We start from the raw sequence: 18,480 nt of genomic DNA on the forward strand, positions 1-18,480 counted from the left end.
TCGGTCTGCGGATCGGGGAGGTCGGTCTCGTAGCGGGCAATCGGTCAAGCCGGGGGCCTTGCCGGCGACGAACCGACGTTCGGTTCCCGTTGCCCGACAGCAAGCCCCTGCTGCATTCCCCCGATGAGCTGCTGTCTCTGACCAGGGCTGCCGGCGGGCCCGGGCTGTGGGCAGCTGCAGCTGAGGCCGCCGAAGGGATTGGGGCTGGGGCCACCCGGATCCGGATCGGCGCCGGCCTGCGCCGGTGTCGATGCCCCGAACGCCACGATGACGGCAGCGCACATCGAAGCGTTTGCGATGAACGCCAGCGGTTTTCGGGCCGCCGGCCCGGTCGCGCGTTCCTTCGGATTCGGAGAGCTCGCGCCCTCCGTGACGGCCCGCGGTCGGCGTCGGCGCATCACCCGGCCACCGGCGAATGCGGAATGAGCGAGACACGCAGGCCGACGCGCTGAACCGCGCCCTCGGATTCGCGTCCGACCATGCCGCCCAGCGGCAACTTGGACACGGTAGGGCCGGGGGTCGGCGCCGCGGCCCATCCGCCCGGCATGGTGCTGGAGTGGAGAGCCTGCAGCGGCGTGACCGACGACACGGTGGCGGCCCAACTCGGTGGCACGGACAACGTGCTCAGGGAGCTGGCTTGGCCCACACCCGCCGCGGCGCCGTGGCCCACTCCTGCCAGCGGGAGATTTCCCAAGCCCGCCGCGACGCCCATACCGCTTATGCCCTCCACTCCGCCGGCGCCCTCGGCCCCCAGGATGGAACCGGCGCCCGCGTAGTCCAGCGCCAATCCCTGGTAGTCCAAACCGAGCCCCTGGTAATCCAAATCGAGGCCGTAGAGGTCTATTCCGATTCCGCCGGTGTCGGCGATCAGGCCGGCGCCATCGGCCCCGAACCCGGCCGCTTCTCCGGCCAGGGCGCCCGTGCCACCGTCGAGTGCAGGTGCGGCCGCGAGCGTCGAGGCAAGTCCCGTCGCGGCGCCCGCGCCCGTGCTCGCGCTCTTTGTCGCCCCCTTGCCGGAGGCGTTGGTCAGACCCGACAGCGCGCTGAGCGGGGCGGTGGCCCCCGACGATCCCAGCGAAGCGCCCGTGCCCATCGCCGCCTGCGACAGCCCGGTGCTCGAGGACGAGCCGGGTGTCGACAGGCCTTGCAGGGTTTGCGGCACCGAGGAGGCCCACTGCGTCGCCGTCGCGTGGGCGGTGCTGCCGGACTGGAGCGCCGCGTGGGTGACGGCGCCGATGTGGCCGGCGACGGCGGTCGAAGTGGTCGTTTGCGGGGGTGGCGGCGCCACCGGCGAAAGTGCCGAGGCCGACGCCGAACTGGCGGCATAGCCGTACATCGCGGTCGCGTCTTGGGCCCACATTTCGCTGTACTCGGCCTCGGTGGCCATGATCGCAGGCGTGTTCTGCCCGAAGATGTTGGTCTGGATCAATGCCAGAAGCCGAACGCGGTTGGCGGCGACCAGCGGAGGCGGGACCGTCATTGCGTAAGCGGTTTCGAAGGCTGCCGCGGCGGCCGTCGCCTGCGCGCCGGCCTGCTGACATTGCTCGGCGGTCGCCGTCATCCACGTGATGTAGGGCATGACCGCGGCCACCATCGACATCGACGCCGGCCCCGACCAGGACTCGTCGGTGAGACGGGCGATCACGGCTTGGTAGCTGCCGGCGGCATCAGTCAGCTCGGCGGCCAGCGTCTCCCATCCCGCCGCGGCGGCCAGCAAACTTTCGGGACCGGGTCCCAAATACATTCGACCGGAGTTGATCTCCGGTGGTAACGCGCCAAAATCCATGCCTATCCCTGTCCTTGGTGACTCTTTGGGCGGACCTTGCTGATGCCGCGGTGCTCGCACGCGACATCTGGTCAGCAGTCGAAGTGGTGGTGAAAAGTCCAAGCGCCCAACGCATCACGCAGCGACCTGGGACGCCCGTGACCTCGGAATTCCGTTAACTGGCACGCCGGATTTCGCGGCGGTGCCGGGTGTGGTGGCCACAACGCATCGCTGAAACAGCCCAGACAAGCCGATCAGCGGATGCCGGGGGCGCCGGAGCTGAGAGCGGCTAGCGTCCAGCTCGCCGTGCGAGGGTGTTGCACGCCGACGAGCCGGTGTGCCCGATCAGCAACGGGCGACGCAGTATTGAAAAATATTGTGCCCGACGGGGCTGGTCGCCGGCGCGCGCGCCGGCGTATCGACGCGCTGCTGTGACCAGATTACCCCGACAGCGGGCGGGGCCGACGAGCCGGACTGCCGCGGAGTGGAAAGGGCGAAAGTGCTTCCGCGATCGCGCTTTAACGCGGCACTCTTGAACGCCTTGTCGTCGTTCACAGTGGAGCCGACGCCGAGGCGACGCACCGGAACCGACTCGTGGTCCGGGTATATCGGGTTGGAAAGCGGGCTGACCGACGAAGCCGCCACCTCCGGCGGTGAAGCGTTGGCGGCCATTTCGGCTCGCAAAGCCCCGCAACCGAGTACAGCTGCGACGAGGGTCAGCGCAGCAACGATGGCCAGCGCAGCTTGTCCTCGCGGCCACCGTGAAAACATTCCCACTCCGAAATTCACAGTGCCATGCACTCTACCAGCCGCGATACATCACCAGCCAAGCCGTCACGTCCAGCAAAACGATGATCGACATACGTTGGTGCGGCATCGATCGTGCGCCAGCTCGAAAAGGGCGGCGTCGTCAGACCATCCGCGGTCCGCCGAAACCCGGAACCGCGCCTACCGGGATCACGGCGAGCGCGATGACGAGAAGGATGAACAACCGCAACGTTTTTGGCGTGGGCGGCTGATCGATCTCCGGCCTGCGCGCTGCGAAAAGGACGAAAACGACCGCAACGTCGAACGCCACGATCGTCAGCCAGCGGGTCCAGTCGAAGCCGGTCAGAAAGACCGGGACGATCAACAGCAGGCCAGTGGTCACCCAGGTAGTCTGCCCCCGCAGCACCTCGACGAACGCGCGCAGCGGTACGCCCGACAGGACGCTGAGACCCCACACCGTCACCGCGGCGGCACCGGCACCGAAGATCACCGAGACTGTGAGACCGAGCGCGCCGATGTTCCCGACGGCCCGGATGGCGTCCGCGATTCCGTTGTCGTAGTTCGGCATCACGTTGCGGCACACCCAGTCGTGATAATCGGTTTGACTCGGTTGCCCCGCAAACACATAGCGCACCAGCGTCGCCGGCGATGTGACCGTGGCAAAGGGGTTGGGCACCGGGTGGTGCGGCACCGCCGCGCACAGTTGACGGGCGATGTCGTGGCGACCGAACGCCGCCACGGCGGCCGTGGTGAGGACGCCCGGCAACACGGCCAGCACCATGCCACGGCGCTGGGCCGTTTCCAACGCGCCGCCGAGGACGGCGATGGCCAGCAGCGCCCCCAACGCGAACTGCAGCCCTATCGCCTCGTGCACCAGCGTCAGCGCGGCGATGAGGGCGCCGTAGCCGGCGCACCAGCCCGTCGCGACGGGCCGGGAACGCGTGAGCGCCAACGCCGAGCTGAACACCGCCAGAGCCGCCGCGCCGAACAGGTCCGGCCGGGCCGAGAAGGCCGCAAACGGGACACCGAACGGCAACAACGGCATCACCCCCGCGACCAGCAGCCTGCGTTCAGACGGATGGCGACTGAAGAGCACCACACCGGCAACCGTTGCCAGGCCGCACAAATAGAGCGCGGTGGACAACCACCGCAAGCCGAGCGTGGCCGTGAAGTAGTGGCGTGGGGCCAACCGAACCAGCTCACCGGCGAGCCCGCGGCGCACGAAGCCGTGCGTGTAGTCGGCGGTGTAGTACGACATCCAGTACACGTCGAGCGGAACGACCTTGATCGCGAACCACAGCACGGCCGCCGCCCAGGCCGCGATCGCGACGGCGATAGCTACGTAACGGCGGCGTGTGCGTTGATCGGCCTCGAGGCCGAGGTCCACCATCACATCCCGCCCTCGTAGACCGTGGCGGCGCACAACCGCAGGTCGGCCAGCGCGCCACGCGCGAGCTCACGCGTGGCCGCTGTGGTGTCGCCGGCGCCGCTCTGGTAGGCGACGATCGTGAGAAATCGGCTGCCGTTGACCGTTCCTGTGGCGCAGAACAATTGGCCGCGTGTTTGCGCGATGCGCGACTGCGTGATGCCCTGCTCGGCCAGCCGCATCGAGAACTCGGTCGCGTCCGCACCGTCGATGCGGCGGACGGCGGGATCGAGGTTGCCGACGTTGGAGCAACCCACCGGTAGTTGGCCGGACGACATGGCGATGCCCTCGGCGCGACGCACCACCCATCGCGGCGTGAACGGAATGAGTGGCAATCCGGCGAGCATCTCGTTGGGTTGTCGATCCAGGGACGTCAGCAGGTTCTTGACTTCTGCACGCACGCCGCTCAGGTCGTGGACCACCGCGTGGCCGTCGACGGTGAGTGTGATCGAGGTCAGCGCGTTGGCGCGGTCGTCATCGGCGGTGCGATCGCTGACCGGAAGCACCACCGTCACGGAGCATCCGTCGGGGAGCACCCTGCCCATCCGGTGCGCCACGCGAGCGGCGAATGCGACGAACAGCGTGTTGCTGCTGCCGCCGAGGCCGCGGGCACGTGCGTCCCATGCCGCGGCGTCGGTTTGTATCGTCACCGACCCGAATGCGTTCTGGCCCTGACCCATTGGATCGTGCGCCCGAGGCGCCCGCGCCTGCGGGTGAACCTGCCGATCCGACGAGGCCTTGACCAGTATCGCCAGAGTCGCGATCAGCGCCCGGATCGCGGCCGGCAGGGCGAGAACGGCGTCAACCAGATCTTCCCGAATCGCGCGCCACCGGCCACGCGAATTCCGCTGCGGGTAGCCGCGATCGCGTCGTTCTCCCTTGACCGCTTCGGTGATGGCCGCCGCCATCGCGAGCCCGTCGACAACGCAGTGCGACGCGACCAGGGTGACGGCCGCCCCACCGTCGTCGAACGGCAACAGCCCGAGGTGAAACGACGGGCCGTGTTCGGGGTCGACGCGCACCCGCGCTCGTCGTTCGATCCACGCGCCGATCTCACGCCGCGGTTGCGGCGGCTCGCACGCGATGTCCGGCGAGCGGTCGTCGACGACCCAGCGATGACGCCCGAATGGCAGTGGTGAACGCTCGATCCGGCGCCCGAGCAGGCCGGCGCCGAGATTGTCTCGGAAGGACCGCAATTCGTCGATGTCCACGTCGCGGTCGTAGACCCACGTGCATTGCACCGTGCTGCCTTGGCCGGTGGCGCGCAACCGCAGGAACGCGGCCTGGTCCAAAAGCCCCAGCCTCGTCACTAGCAGCCCGCCTCGGCGGCGGCGCGATACCCGCGCACCGCGGCCGGCGCGAACACCGCGACCAGTACACCGGCCCACAGGCCCGCCTGCCACATCGGCGACAGCAGCGGCCCGCCCTCGGCGAGCGCGCGCATCGCCTCGATCGTCGGTGATATGGGTGAAAAGCGCACCACCGGTTGCAGCCAGCCCGGAAACACCCCGGCGGGCGCGACACCGGTGTTGAGGAACAGCAGCAGCACGCATCCCGCGCCCAGCCAGGTCACCATGGCTTTACCGTCCGCGCGGGCGGCGATCGCGATGACCAGCGTCGCCATCCCTGCCGAAATCGCCACGGGCACCAACACAAAGGCCAGTGCCGCGATCCAGCCGTAGCTGAATCGCAGACCCAGAGCCATCCCGAAGACGGTGAGCACAATGGCGGACGCGGTGGTGCGGGCGGCCTCGGCGACCAGCCGGCCGGCCACGGTGCTGGCCCGATGGACCGGCTGCACCCACAGCCTCGTCAGCACGCCCGACTCCCGCTCCGCCGGCAAAGCCAAACCGGCGCCGAGGGTTCCGAACACGGCGCCGACCACCGCACACATGGGGACCAGACCATAGAGGCTGTCGTGTCCCGTGACGGCCAGAACGGCCTTGCCGATCAGCAATTTGTAGACGATGAGCAGGAAGGTCGGGAACAGCAGCGCCTGCACCGCGACGATCGGGTCGCGCCGCCAGCGACGCAGGAGCCGCCCCGCCTCCGAGGCGCTGTGACTGACGAAGGAGGTCAGTGACGGTGCGAACGAAATCCCCTGTGGTGCAGTGGCATTCACCGCCCTGCGAGGTTGTTCGGCGGACACGTCCCGCGCCTGCCGGGCATCCCGCGCTGGAATCCGGACGGCCCGGGCCGCGCGGACACTTCCTCCGGCCGCGCGTTGCTGCATCCGCACCGCCAGAACGCCGAAAAGCGTCAGCATTCCAAGGCACCACGCCGATGCCACCGCCAAATCCCCACGCGTTGCGTGACCGGCGGCGAGTCCGCGCAACGTGTCGGTGACCCGGGAGACCGGCTGGTGCTGGACGAACGGGCCCAGCCATGTCGGAAACGATTCCGCGGGAGCGATACCCGTGGATAACAGGACCAGGACCAGTTGGGGCAGCAGCAGCAACTGGCTCGACGATTCGACGGTGCCGACCCGCGAGCCGAGGGCGTCAGCGCCCAGGCACACCGCCAACGCGAACGCCACGACGATGATCACGAACAGGACGGTGTCGCCCAGTCCGCCGACCATCCGGAAGCCAAACAACCACCCGACCGCGATAGCGGCGACGAGCGCGATGACCGAACGTATCAAGCAATAGAGCATCCGTGCGGCCAGGGGCACCGCCGCGGGCAGCGGCAGAGTCCGAAGCCGAGACCCGAAGCCGGACAGTCGGTCTCGTGCGGCGCGGTCGGCGGTGGTCATCGCCCCGAACAGCATCGCCTGCACGATGACCACCGGAAGGACATATTGCGGGTAGGTCATCGAACCGGTGTGGATGAGACTGCCCAACACCAAGGTGAACCCCAGGAAGCAGCCCACAGGCGCCAGCGCCGCGAACAGTAGGTCGGCATCGCGCCGGGAGCCTGACAGGGTCCGCGCGGTGAGTGCAACCAGGGCACTCATGCCGAGACCTCCTGCGGCGGGACGGAAACCGCATCATGCATCGCTGTTCAGCCCGGCGTCGGCCACCCGGGTGAACTCGGCGCGCATCGTCTCGACGTAGCGCGAGATGGACCCGCGGGCGACGTCGGTGCCGGGGTAGGCGACCACCAGCTGCGTTTTGTCGTGCATGCGATTGACCCACATGCACACCGTCTCCGAGAGCCGGTTGTCACCCCACACACCGGCGCGCAGGCCGTCGAAGTAGTCGCCGAACGGCAACTTGCGAATGTCGATGTAGGACAGCATCGGAACCGGTCGGTCCGGTACCTCGATGGGGCCTGACGATCGGTCCGGCGCCTCGAGCAGGTGGTAGTAGGGCACAGCGCCCAGGGCCGTGTTCGCGTCAAACGATGCCTGGGCGGCGGCGACGACCTCGTCGAACGAGGCGCCGGCGGTCGGAATTGCCAACGGGACGAAACTGGCCAACCATCCGACCGCGGTGGCGTGGGCGGGATCCCGGCGGTTGTCGAACGGCGTGAGGCCGAAATATGTTGCGGCGCCGGTCAACCGGTGCTCGGCCAGGGCGGCGCAGGCGAACACGCCACCGCTGAAACGCGCACCCGCGGCGCGGCATGCCGCTTCGAACCGTCGGCCCTGGTCGTCATCGATCAGGTCGAACACGTCGATGGCCCCCGGCGTATCCGCGGCCGCCTCGCCCAGCTCCAGCGGAAATTTCGGCAGCGCCCCGTTGTTCGCCGCGAGAAAGGCCCGCCACGACCGGATCTCGGGCGACTCTTCGTTCAGGCTCCTGGTGTACGCGTGCTGATTCGCGCTGTATTCGCGATGGCTGGCGGCGGGCGCCAACGGACTCTGCGCCTGCTGCAGCGCGCTGAAGTACATTGTCTGGATGTCGAGGAAGATCACCCCGGCCGACATACCGTCGGCGCGCAGGTGGTCTACGGCGATAAAGACCGTGAACCGGTCGTCGCCCTGGATGACGCCGAAGGTGAAGCAGTCCCATTGCAGGGGATCGGGAGTGTCGAGAAGCAGTTTGCGGATCTGCGGCGGGCCCATCCTCCCGAGATCCGTTGGCGCCAAAGTGATGACCTCCGGGTCGGCAATGACGTAGCGAAGGACCTCGTCGCCGTCGCCGAAGGCAAACCGGTCGTGGTAGGTGTCGTGGCGCCGCAGGTGCGCATTCACGGCGTACGTCATCGCATCGATATCGCAGACACCGCTGATTTCCCAGGCCCCGATGCACAACCGTGGGATATCACGGCCCCGGCTGACCTGGCGTCGGTAGTACCGAAGATGTTGCGATTGCTGATAACTGACCGGCGCCGGATGGTATTGCGCTTCGGCCGCGCGCCGATAGGTGGTCGCGGTGGGGTACCAGGATACGACGGTGCCCTCGGCCGTCCAGTCCTCAACCGTGCCCAAGAACATGCGTTACCTTTCGTCCGTCAGCTGGTGACGCCAGTTCGGATGACCTTAACGGCACCGCGCATGAGTTGCTGAACGAGCTGAGGGCCCAAAGAGCCCCGCTACGCGGGCCTGGCGATTGGCGCACCGCCGGATGCGTCGACGAATGCGCGCGAGAGATTAAGTTCAGCGTGATGTGAGTTGGCGACCCGCATGTTGCCAAGCGGCGCAAAGTGATGACTCGCCGGCGCGCCTGCGGCGCAATCATGAATTCCCCTTTCGGGCCCGAGCAATTCCCCAGGAACTTCTGACAACTCGTCGCGTGCCCGTGTGAGGTCATCGACGATGGGGGGTCATTAAAGCGCGTGCGTTAACACAGAACTGCTGCCCGAACAAGCATTTATCTCGACGCGATGACCAACCTGTCGATTCCCACCCACAGAGCGCTGTCTTGGCGAAGCCACCCGAGACGATGCTGGGCCTGCCGAAACGGCGCCTCGGTTACCATATCGTGATGTATGGCCGTATTGGAATAGTGTCAGCCGAACCTTTCTGGCACGGATGGTCCGGGCAAACAACATAGCCATGCTCAAAAGTGCGGTGGCACTGGGTCGCACGCTCCCGCCGATACGAAGTCGGCACGTGATTGGGCCGGATCCCCAGCGCTGTCAGCAAACTGCGCGTCAGTTTCGTCCAAATATTAGGCGGAGCTCAGGGGCGATTAACGCGTCGGTTTCCCTGGGGCGTTCAACAGTTCAATGAACCCCGCCTCGGCGAACCCGCAGACCGAACGCTTCGCACGTGGATTCGAAGGCGACCGCGAGGTTTTGGCAGCGCACTGACATTTGACAATGTTGACTCAGGGTTACGCGCAGACAAACAGTTGGGGAATCATCGACGATGGTCGTCCGACACCCGCCGTTCCCCTCCCGCGAGATTCCTACAGAAGGGACGTTAACGATGCCCGATGAGCTCCGGGGGTCGGCCAAGCTCTTCGATGCCCTGACCACCAAGGGCACCGCCTTCACCGAGGATGAGCGCCGGCGATTCGGCCTGATGGGCCTGCTGCCCACGACGGTGAAGACCCTCGAACAACAAGCCGAGCACTGCTGGCACGAATTCTCCACTCGCCGCGACGATCTGGACAAGCACATTTATCTGCGGGCGTTGCAGGACCGCAACGAGACGTTGTTCTACCGCGTTTTGCTCGACCACATCCCCGAGGCCCTGCCGATTGTCTACACGCCCACCGTGGGAGAGGCGTGCCAGCGTTTCAGTGAGATCTACCGGAGGCCGCGGGGACTGTTCGTGTCCTACGCCGAGGGGGACTGCCTTGAGGAGGTGCTGAACAATCGGCCCCAGCGCGAGGTGGACGTGATCGTGGTGACCGACGGGCAGCGGATCCTCGGGCTGGGCGATCAGGGTATCGGCGGCATGGGCATCCCGATCGGAAAGCTGTCCCTCTACACCCTCATTGGTGGCATCGACCCCGCTCGCACTCTCCCGATCGTGCTCGATGTGGGAACCGACAACAGCGAACTGCTCGATGACCCTCGGTATCTGGGCTGGCGGCACCGCCGTATCGACGACGACGATTACTACGCGTTCATCGACAAGTTCGTCGCCGCGGTGCACAAGCAGCTACCCAATGTGCTGGTGCAGTGGGAGGACTTCGCGACCACACATGCGCTACCGATCCTCGCCCGCTACCGCGACAAACTCCTTACCTTCAACGATGACATCCAGGGGACGGCCGCCGTCACCGTGGGAGCGCTGCACGGTGCCGCCAAGGTCGCGGGCCGCCCCCTGTCGCAGCAACAGGTCGTCATGCTCGGCGCCGGTGCGGCCGGCATCGGGGTGCTCGACATGATTCGCCGCCAAATGGTGAACGAGGGATTGTCCGAAAAGGCTGCCTCGGAGCGCATCTGGGTTGTCGACGTGGAGGGGCTCCTCACGGATGACCGCGCCGACCTCTCCGACGCGCAACGGGGATTCGCCCAGCCGGCGGGCCGGGTGGCGGGCTGGGGCGTGTCCGGACGCGTCGGGCTCGCCGACGTCGTCCACCATGTCGACGTCGGTGTGCTGCTCGGCCTGTCCACCGCCGCGGGCGCGTTCACCGAAGCCATCGTGCGTGAAGTCGCCGGCAAGACCGACCGGCCGATCATCTTCCCGCTGTCCAACCCGACGAGCCGGGCCGAGGCGTACCCGGCGGAGTTGGATCAGTGGACCGACGGGCGCGCCCTGATCGCTACCGGATCGCCGTTCGCGCCGCTGCGCCGCGGCGGGGTGGAGCGCCCTGTCGCCCAATGCAATAACGTCTACATCTTTCCCGCGATGGGTCTGGCCGTGACCGCGGCCCAGGCGACTCGAGTCACCGACGAGATGATGCGCGTCGCCGCCCAGACCTTGGGGGAGGCGTCGCCGGCTCTCGCGGATCCCGACCAGCCGTTGCTGCCCGCGTGGTCGGATGTGCCCGATGTCGCCGTCAGCATCGCGCGCGCCGTCGCCGTGCAGGCGGTGGCTGACGGCGTCGCCCCGGCCCGCAGCGACGCGGAACTCGGCGAACGCATCGCCGAGGTGCGGTGGCGCCCCCGATATCCAACCGCAGCCAGCCAGTGAGCCCAGGAATGGCGCCCACAACGAGTTCGGTGGGCGCTGCGCGGGTTCATCCCTGACCCGGGGCGAGCGCTGGCCCACCGCGTTACTTTAGGGTAGCCTAACCTAATCGCGATACTGGAGGTTGCCGACGTGCGCACCGCGATTCACCATCCGCTGATATCGGGGATGGACATCCGCCGAGAGCTGCCGGTCCATGAATCCAGCCGTCGCCTGCGCGGACTCTTTCCCGCGTGCCCGTTGGTGTATGGCATCGCCGTGCTCGACGATGTCGCGCGACATCGCTGGTGGCCCCTCGATTCCACGCGGACCGACACCCTGCTGCGGGCGATGTTCGACGATGCCGTGGACAACATCGGTCCCCACGCCGCCGCACGGCAGCTGGCGGCCAGCCTGATCCACGAGATCATCGGGCGGATGCTGCCGCTGGTGCTGCTGGAAGGAAGGGCCTGGGACGTGGGCCTGGAGAATCTCTGGCTGCACCGCGATCGGGACGGTGCGATCGATTGGGCCGCCGTGGTGGACCCCACGCTGCGCGTGCTGCCCGACGATCCCTGCGTGGTCGCGCCCGGCGGCGATGCCCGCGGGTGGCGTGCGCGCCAGGAGGGGCTGATAACGCTGCCGAACGAAGGGGCGCTGGCGATTTGGGTAGCGCATCGCTGCCACCGAAGCCTGACGCGGCTGTTCGACTCGGTGCACGCAATCAGCAACGGCGCCGTCTCGATCACGGCGATGTGGCACATCGTGGGATCGGCGACCATCGGGGTCGCCGCACAGATTCCACGCGCGGCGTCCGTGGACGACCACGTGATCACCCGCCGAAGCCAAGCCATCCTCGACGCGATGGTCGGATTCGGGCTGCCGGTACGCCGATCACGCTGCGCGGCAGCGCCTTTGCTTACCGCACCCGCCGGCTCTCATTGAGCGGCACTGAAACCGCGCCGTCGTCGCGCCCGTCCGGGCCCCCTCGTGCCCGACAGCTTTCGAACCGTCGGGCCCCGCGTGGTATGTTCGCCGACGTGAACATCGGCGTGCGCGCGTATTGGCGCTTTATCGTGGCTCCGGGTGGAGCCGGCGATGCGGCGTCTGGTTGACGCACCCGCACGACTGAGACCCGGAGCCCAGCAGTGACCACAAGGTCGCTGCTTTTCGCTTTTCAGGGCATCGGGAACCAGCGGGCGTGCCCTGGCGGCCAACACAGAAAGACACACCCACCATGTCCCTCACCGACTTACCCACAGCTGTCGACACGTCCGACCACCGGATCGTCTCCTTCCGTGAACTCTCGGCTCCCGCCGCGATTCGCACCGAACTTCCGCTGACCCCTGCGCGCGCCCAGGTCGTCCAGCGCGACCGTGACGAGGTATCGGCGATCCTGGCCGGCCACGACGAACGGCTGCTACTCGTGGTCGGCCCCTGCTCGGTGCACGATCCCGTTGCCGCGCTGGACTACGCACGCCGGCTCGCCCCGCTTGCCGCCCAGTACGCCGAACGGCTGAAGATCGTGATGCGGGTCTACTTCGAAAAGCCGCGCACCACCGTCGGCTGGAAGGGACTTATCAACGACCCCGCGATGGATGGCAGCTTCGACGTGGAACGCGGCATCCGCACCGCCCGCGGGCTGCTGCTCGACATCATCGACGTCGGCCTCCCGGTAGGGTGCGAATTCTTGGAGCCCACCAGCCCGCAATACATCGCCGACGCGGTCGCCTGGGGCGCGATCGGCGCACGGACCACCGAATCGCAGGTGCACCGCCAATTGGCATCCGGGTTGTCGATGCCGGTCGGATTCAAGAACGGCACCGACGGCAACATCCAAGTCGCCATCGACGGCGTCAAAGCCGCGGCGGCGCCCCACCATTTCTTCGGAACCGACGACGTGGGCCGCGCGGCCGTCGTCGAAACGATGGGCAATCCCGACTGCCACGTCATCCTGCGGGGCGGCACCGCCGGCCCGAATTACGATGCGGCCTCGGTGGACACGGCCATCGAACGGTTGCGCAGCACCGGCCTTTCCGAGCTGGTCATGATCGACTGCTCACACGCCAACTCCGCCAAAGATCATGTGCGACAGGCCGAGGTCGCCGCCGAGGTGGCCGCGCGCGTCGCGGCGGGCGAGCGAGGTATCGCCGGCCTGATGCTGGAGAGCTTCCTGGTGGCCGGCGCCCAATCGCTCAGTGGCGAACTGACATACGGCCAATCCGTCACCGACGCCTGCATGGACTTCGGCACCACGGCGCGCTTGCTGGCGGAGCTCTACGAGGCCTTGGGCTGAACGCGGGGTGCAGCGTGCGGTGCGGTGCTCAGCGCGCCGAAACCTGGCCGGCGATGGCCTTTTTGTCAATCTTGCCGATCGGCGTGGTGGGCAGCGCGGTCATCGGAACCAAGACGTCGGGCCGGGCGTGTGCGGCCACGCCACGCTCGTCGAGGTAGCCGTTCAGCTCCGCAAGTGAAAGCTCTTGTCCTTTGAAAACGACCGCTGCACAGATCTTCTCGCCCAGGTAAGGGTCGGGCAACGCCACCGCGGCCGCCGAGAAGATCGCCGGATGGCTGTGCATCTGCTCCTCGAGGTCTACCGCGGAAACGGTTTCGCCGCAGCGGCAGATGACGTCCTTGACGCGGCCGGTGACCACCACGTAGCCGTCGTCGGTGATCCGGACCAGGTCACCGCTGCGGAAGAAGCCCTGCGCGTCAAAGTAGCGCTCATTGTCGCGCTCGGCGCGAAAGTAGCCGTTGAACGTGTAGGGCCCGCGGACCAGCAATTCGCCTTCCTCGCCCGCCGGCACCGGCCCACCGGCCCCGTCGACGACGCGCAATTCATCGGCGGCAGACAACGGCCGCCCCTGCGTGTGCTCGGTGAGGTCGGGTGGATCATCGAGGCGCGTGTAGTTCAGCAGTCCCTCGGCCATCCCGAATACCTGCTGCAGGCCCGGCGTCAAGGCGGCGCGCACCAAGCGGGCGTCCTCGGGCTCCAGCTTGGCGCCGCCGACTTGCAAGAGCCGCAAGGATTTTGGAGTCACCGGTTCCCACTCGCAGGCCTGCGCCCACAGTTTGGCCAGGGCCGGCACCAGGGCGGTGACCGTGACGCCGTGGCGGTCGATGGCGGCGAAGGCCGCCTCGGGGCTGGGATCGGTGCCGAACACGGTGGCGGCGCCCACCGTCATCGCGCCGAGCAGGCCAGGACAGGCGAGCGGAAAATTGTGCCCGGCCGACAGCACCGCAAGATAGACGTCGTCGCAGGTGAGCCGGCAGAGTTCGGCGCTGGCCGTCGCGTTGAACACGTAATCGTCATGGGTGCGGGGGATGAGCTTGGGTGTGCCCGTCGTGCCACCCGAAACCAGAAGCAGCGCAGGCGATCCCGGGTCGCCCGGCGCGGGTGGCGGGCCGACTGGGGCCTGCTCGCACAACTTCGCCCATGAGGTGAACGGTCCCGGGTCGCCGTCGACGATGACGTGCCGCAGCGCGCGGTGTTCCTCGACGAGGCCGAGCGCCATGGTTCGGTAGTCGAAACCCGCTGCCGTGTCGGCGATCAGTAGCCCGGTGGCCCCGCTGACCGCGGCGAAATGCCCGAGTTCGGCGGCCCGATGTCCCGGCAGGCACATCACCGGGATCGCCCCCGCCCGCAGCAGTCCGAACAGCGCCACCGCGAACTGGCAGCTGTTCGGCAGCTGCAGCAGCACCCGGTCGCCCGGGGCGATACCCAGTGCCCTCAGCCCCCCGGCGGCGCGATTAGCCTGGTCGTCGAGGTCCGCATAACTGAAGCCGGTACCGCCCACGGCGTCGAGCACGGCGATTCGGTCGGGCCACTGCCGCGCCGCGTCGGTCAGGATCGTGTCCAGGGGCCGTCCCGTCCAGTAGCCGGCCGCCTGGTAGGCGGCGGCGCGTTCAGCGGGGAACGGCACGAACCCGTCGAGGACTCCGGCCGGCGGCGGTGTGTTCGGGGTCATGGCTCCTCTGGCGGGGGCTTAGTAGCGGGGATGCAGGGAGTAAGGATAGGGTAACCAAAAAATTTAGGGCAGCCTGTGCTAATTCTGGGAGGGTCTGTGGTGCGCGCCCCGGCACGCTCGGAGGACATCCGGGCGGAGGTGGCCGAACTGCTCGGCGTCGACGTCGAGGCAGTTCAGCCGGGTAGCAACCTCATCGGTCAGGGCCTGGACTCGATCCGGATCATGACCCTGGCCGGACGCTGGCGCCGCCAGGGCCTCGCCGTCGATTTCGCCACGCTCGCCGAAATGCCGACCGTCGAGGCCTGGGCGCGATTGGTCGGCGCCGGCGGGCCGAGCGCTGATCGGCCCGCCGAGCCCGCCGATGCGCCCGCGGACGCTCAAGGATCCGGGGAGGACGAGCCCTTTTCGCTGGCCCCGATGCAGCACGCGATGTGGGTCGGCCGCCAGGAAAACCAGCAGCTCGGCGGCGTCGCGGGGCACCTCTACGTCGAATTCGACGGCGGACCGATCGATCCGGAACGCCTGCGCACCGCGGCCACCGCGCTGGCACGGCGTCACCCGATGCTGCGGGTGCGGTTCCTGCCCGACGGCACCCAGCGCATCACCCCGGCCGGCGAGTGCGGCGCGTTCCCGGTCCACGTCGAGGACCTGCGCGAGCGGCACACCGACGCGGTCGATCAGCGACTCGCCGCCATCCGCGCCGCCAAATCACACCAGCAGCTCGACGGCGCCGTGTTCGAACTGGCGGTGACGCTGCTCCCGGACCAACGGTCCCGGCTCCACGTCGACCTCGACATGCAGGCCGCCGACGCGATGAGCTATCGCACGCTGATGGCCGACCTCGCGGCGCTCTACCTCGGCCGCGACCTGCCCGAACTGCGCTACACCTACCGCCAGTACCGCCAGGCCATCGAGGCCGAAGACGCACGGCCGCAACCGGCCCGCGACGCGGACCGCGCCTGGTGGGCGCCGCGCCTCCCGGAGCTGCCGGACCCGCCCGCCTTGCCGACGGTCCGGGGCCGCGCCTGCAACGAGAGCACCCGGCGCTGGCACTGGCTGGACCCGCAGACCCGCGACCGGCTCTTCACCCGCGCCCAAGCGCGCGGATTCACTCCGGCGATGGCGCTGGCCGCGGGGTTCGCCAACACCCTGGCGCGCTGGTCGACGACGTCGCGCTTCCTGCTGAACGTCCCGCTGTTCGGGCGCCAGGCGTTGCACCCCGACGTCGACTCGTTGGTCGGGGACTTCACCTCCTCGCTGCTGCTCGACGTCGACCTCGCCGGCGCGGACACCGCGTCGGCCCGGACGCAGGTGGTGCAGGACGCGATGCGCACCGCGGCTGCCCATTCGGCCTATCCCGGGCTGTCGGTGCTGCGTGACCTCAGCCGCCATCGCGGCACCCAGGTGCTCGCGCCCGTCGTCTTCACCAGTGCGCTCGGGCTCGGCGAACTGTTCAGCTCCGAAGTGACCGGCCAATTCGGCACACCGGGGTGGATCATCTCCCAGGGGCCGCAGGTGCTGCTCGACGCGCAGGTCACCGAATTCGACGGCGGCGTCCTGGTGAATTGGGATGTGCGCGAAGGCATCTTCCCCGCCGGGGTCATCGACGCGATGTTCGCCCACCACATCGACGAGCTGCTCCGGCTGGCCGGCGCCGACGATGCCTGGGACGCGCTGGCCCCCCCGGCACTGCCCGAGGCTCAGCGGGCCGTGCGCGAGGCGATCAACGGTCGCACCGCCGAACCGAGCGGAGAAGCCTTGCACGACGGGTTCTTCCGGCAAGCCGAGCGGCAGCCCGATGCCCCGGCGGTCTGCGCCAGTTCCGGTGACCTCAGCTACGCGCGGCTACGCGACCAGGCGCTGGCCGTGGCGGCCGCGCTGCGTGCGGCAGGCATCACCGCCGGCGACACCATCGCGGTGATGGGCCCCAAAACCGCCGAACAGATCCCGGCGCTGCTGGGCATCCTGTCCGTCGGTGCTGCCTACCTGCCGATCGGCATCGACCAGCCACGCGACCGCGCCGAGCGCATCCTCGAATCCGCCCGCGTGAGCCTGGCCGTGGTGTGCGGCGGACAACGGCTGTCCACGCCGGTACCCGAAGTGGTGCTCGCCGACATCCTTCGCGATGCCCCCGCGGGCGCCGAGATCCAATCCGCGAGAATCGATCCCGCCGGGCTCGCCTACGTGTTGTTCACCTCCGGCTCCACCGGCGAGCCCAAAGGCGTCGAGGTCACCCACGACGCGGCGATGAACACCGTGGAATTCATCGCCCGCCACTTCGAGATCGGCCCGGCCGACCGGTGCCTGGCGCTGTCGACCCTGGAGGGCGACATCTCGGTGATGGACATCTTCGTCACCCTGCGCACCGGAGGGGCCATCGTGGTGGTCGACGAAGCGCAGCGGCGTGATCCCGACGCGTGGGCCCGGCTCATCGACGCGCACCAGGTCACGGTGCTGCATTTCATGCCCGGCTGGCTGGAGATGCTGGTCGAGGTCGGCCGCGGGCGGCTGTCCTCGGTGCGGGTGGTGCCCACCGGAGGCGACTGGGTGCGGCCCGAAGTGGTGCGCCGGCTGCGGGACGAGGCGCCCGACCTCCGGTTCGCGGGCCTCGGGGGCGCCACCGAAACCCCCGTGCACAACAGTATTTTCGAGGTGACCGAGCCGATACCGGAACACTGGACGTCGCTGCCCTTCGGCGTCCCGCTGCCCAACAACGCCTGCCGTGTCGTCGACGACAGCGGCGCCGACTGTCCCGACTGGGTCCCCGGCGAGTACTGGGTGTCCGGTCGCGGCATCGCGCGCGGCTACCGCGGACGTCCCGATCTCACCGCGGAACGCTTCGTCGAGCACGACGGCCGAATCTGGTATCGCACCGGGGACCTGGTCCGCTACTGGCCCGACGGCACCCTCGAATTCGTCGGCCGCGCCGACCATCGCGTCAAGATCAGCGGGTACCGCGTCGAGCTGGGCGAGATCGAGACCGCATTGCGGCGGGTGCCCGGGGTGCGCACGGCGGTGGCCGCCCTGATCTCCGTATCCGGGGAATCCGACGTGCTGGCCGCGCAGGTGTGCGCGGACGACGCCGCCCTGACCGCCGAGGGCATCCGGCGGGCGGTCGCCGACCTCGTTCCCGCACACATGATCCCGCGCCACATCGCGGTGGTGGAGCGGATCGGCTTCACCGATGCCGGAAAGCTCGACCGCCGCGCCGTGGCGCGCGAATTGGAAAACGCCGTGGCGCAATCGCAGCAGCCGGGGCACCGCGCGCCGTCGACGCCGTTGGAATCCGCGCTGGCGATGATCGTGGGCGACCTGCTCGGCCGGCAGAACATCGGTGTCGACGACGACTTCTTCGCGCTCGGCGGTGATTCGGTGCTGGCCACGCAGGCGGTGGCGCGAATTCGGGCATGGCTGGACGCGCCGGACATCATGGTCGCCGACATCTTCGCCAACCGAACCGTGTCGGCACTGGCCGCGGTCCTCAGCGCCGGCGAGCACGAACCCGGCCGGCTCGACCAGGTCGCCGAGCTATACCTCGAGGTTATCGGCATGGACGCCGAATCGGTTCTGGCGGCCTCTCAGCAACCCGCGAAATCGTAAA

At 68.3% G+C, this 18,480-nt stretch carries 11 protein-coding genes; 4 read left to right on the top strand and 7 right to left on the bottom strand.

Annotation, left to right across the window (positions count from 1 at the left end; translation table 11 throughout):
• Positions 1–397 precede the first annotated feature (397 nt).
• The 6 genes from AC0KS4_RS07615 to AC0KS4_RS07640 form a co-directional block, all read right to left on the bottom strand.
• A complete protein-coding gene (locus AC0KS4_RS07615; protein WP_238957722.1) occupies positions 398–1,786 on the bottom strand; it encodes a PPE family protein in 1,389 nt (462 codons plus the stop codon).
• Between the two features lie 324 nt (positions 1,787–2,110).
• The gene (locus AC0KS4_RS07620; RefSeq protein WP_225326936.1) at positions 2,111–2,437 is read right to left on the bottom strand and encodes a hypothetical protein; all 327 of its coding nucleotides are present in this window, start codon (positions 2,435–2,437) and stop codon (positions 2,111–2,113) included.
• 238 nt (positions 2,438–2,675) lie between these two features.
• Positions 2,676–3,923, bottom strand: a complete 1,248-nt coding sequence (locus tag AC0KS4_RS07625) for a hypothetical protein (RefSeq protein WP_225326935.1) — start codon at positions 3,921–3,923, stop codon at positions 2,676–2,678.
• Positions 3,923–5,269, bottom strand: a complete 1,347-nt coding sequence (locus AC0KS4_RS07630; protein ID WP_238957723.1) for a condensation domain-containing protein — start codon at positions 5,267–5,269, stop codon at positions 3,923–3,925. The genes AC0KS4_RS07625 and AC0KS4_RS07630 overlap by 1 nt, the downstream gene beginning before the upstream one ends.
• Positions 5,269–6,915: an ABC transporter permease gene (locus AC0KS4_RS07635; protein WP_225326933.1), complete on the bottom strand. Its 1,647-nt coding sequence runs from the start codon at positions 6,913–6,915 to the stop codon at positions 5,269–5,271. The genes AC0KS4_RS07630 and AC0KS4_RS07635 overlap by 1 nt, the downstream gene beginning before the upstream one ends.
• A gap of 33 nt (positions 6,916–6,948) precedes the next feature.
• Positions 6,949–8,340, bottom strand: a complete 1,392-nt coding sequence (locus AC0KS4_RS07640; protein ID WP_238957724.1) for a condensation domain-containing protein — start codon at positions 8,338–8,340, stop codon at positions 6,949–6,951.
• Positions 8,341–9,276: 936 nt separating this feature from the next.
• Between AC0KS4_RS07640 and AC0KS4_RS07645 the strand changes: the two genes are divergently transcribed.
• The 3 genes from AC0KS4_RS07645 (at position 9,277) to AC0KS4_RS07655 (ending at position 13,207) form a co-directional block, all read left to right on the top strand.
• Positions 9,277–10,935, top strand: coding sequence for an NAD-dependent malic enzyme (locus AC0KS4_RS07645; protein WP_238957725.1), 1,659 nt, complete (start codon positions 9,277–9,279; stop codon positions 10,933–10,935).
• Positions 10,936–11,064: 129 nt separating this feature from the next.
• On the top strand, positions 11,065–11,856 hold the full coding sequence (locus AC0KS4_RS07650) for an iron reductase (protein ID WP_225326930.1): 792 nt from the start codon (positions 11,065–11,067) through the stop codon (positions 11,854–11,856).
• Between the two features lie 292 nt (positions 11,857–12,148).
• Entirely contained in the window at positions 12,149–13,207 is a 1,059-nt protein-coding gene (locus tag AC0KS4_RS07655; protein WP_238957726.1) for a 3-deoxy-7-phosphoheptulonate synthase, read from the top strand.
• Between the two features lie 28 nt (positions 13,208–13,235).
• On the opposite strand, the gene AC0KS4_RS07660 is transcribed toward AC0KS4_RS07655, so the two are convergent.
• Positions 13,236–14,879, bottom strand: coding sequence for a (2,3-dihydroxybenzoyl)adenylate synthase (locus AC0KS4_RS07660; protein ID WP_238957727.1), 1,644 nt, complete (start codon positions 14,877–14,879; stop codon positions 13,236–13,238).
• Between the two features lie 96 nt (positions 14,880–14,975).
• Here AC0KS4_RS07660 and AC0KS4_RS07665 point away from each other — a divergent pair, with 96 nt between their 5' ends.
• On the top strand, positions 14,976–18,479 hold the full coding sequence (locus tag AC0KS4_RS07665; RefSeq protein WP_238957728.1) for a non-ribosomal peptide synthetase: 3,504 nt from the start codon (positions 14,976–14,978) through the stop codon (positions 18,477–18,479).
• Position 18,480 lies beyond the last annotated feature (1 nt).

The organism is Mycobacterium sp. NTMscope_MAC_12 (genome assembly GCF_976985675.1).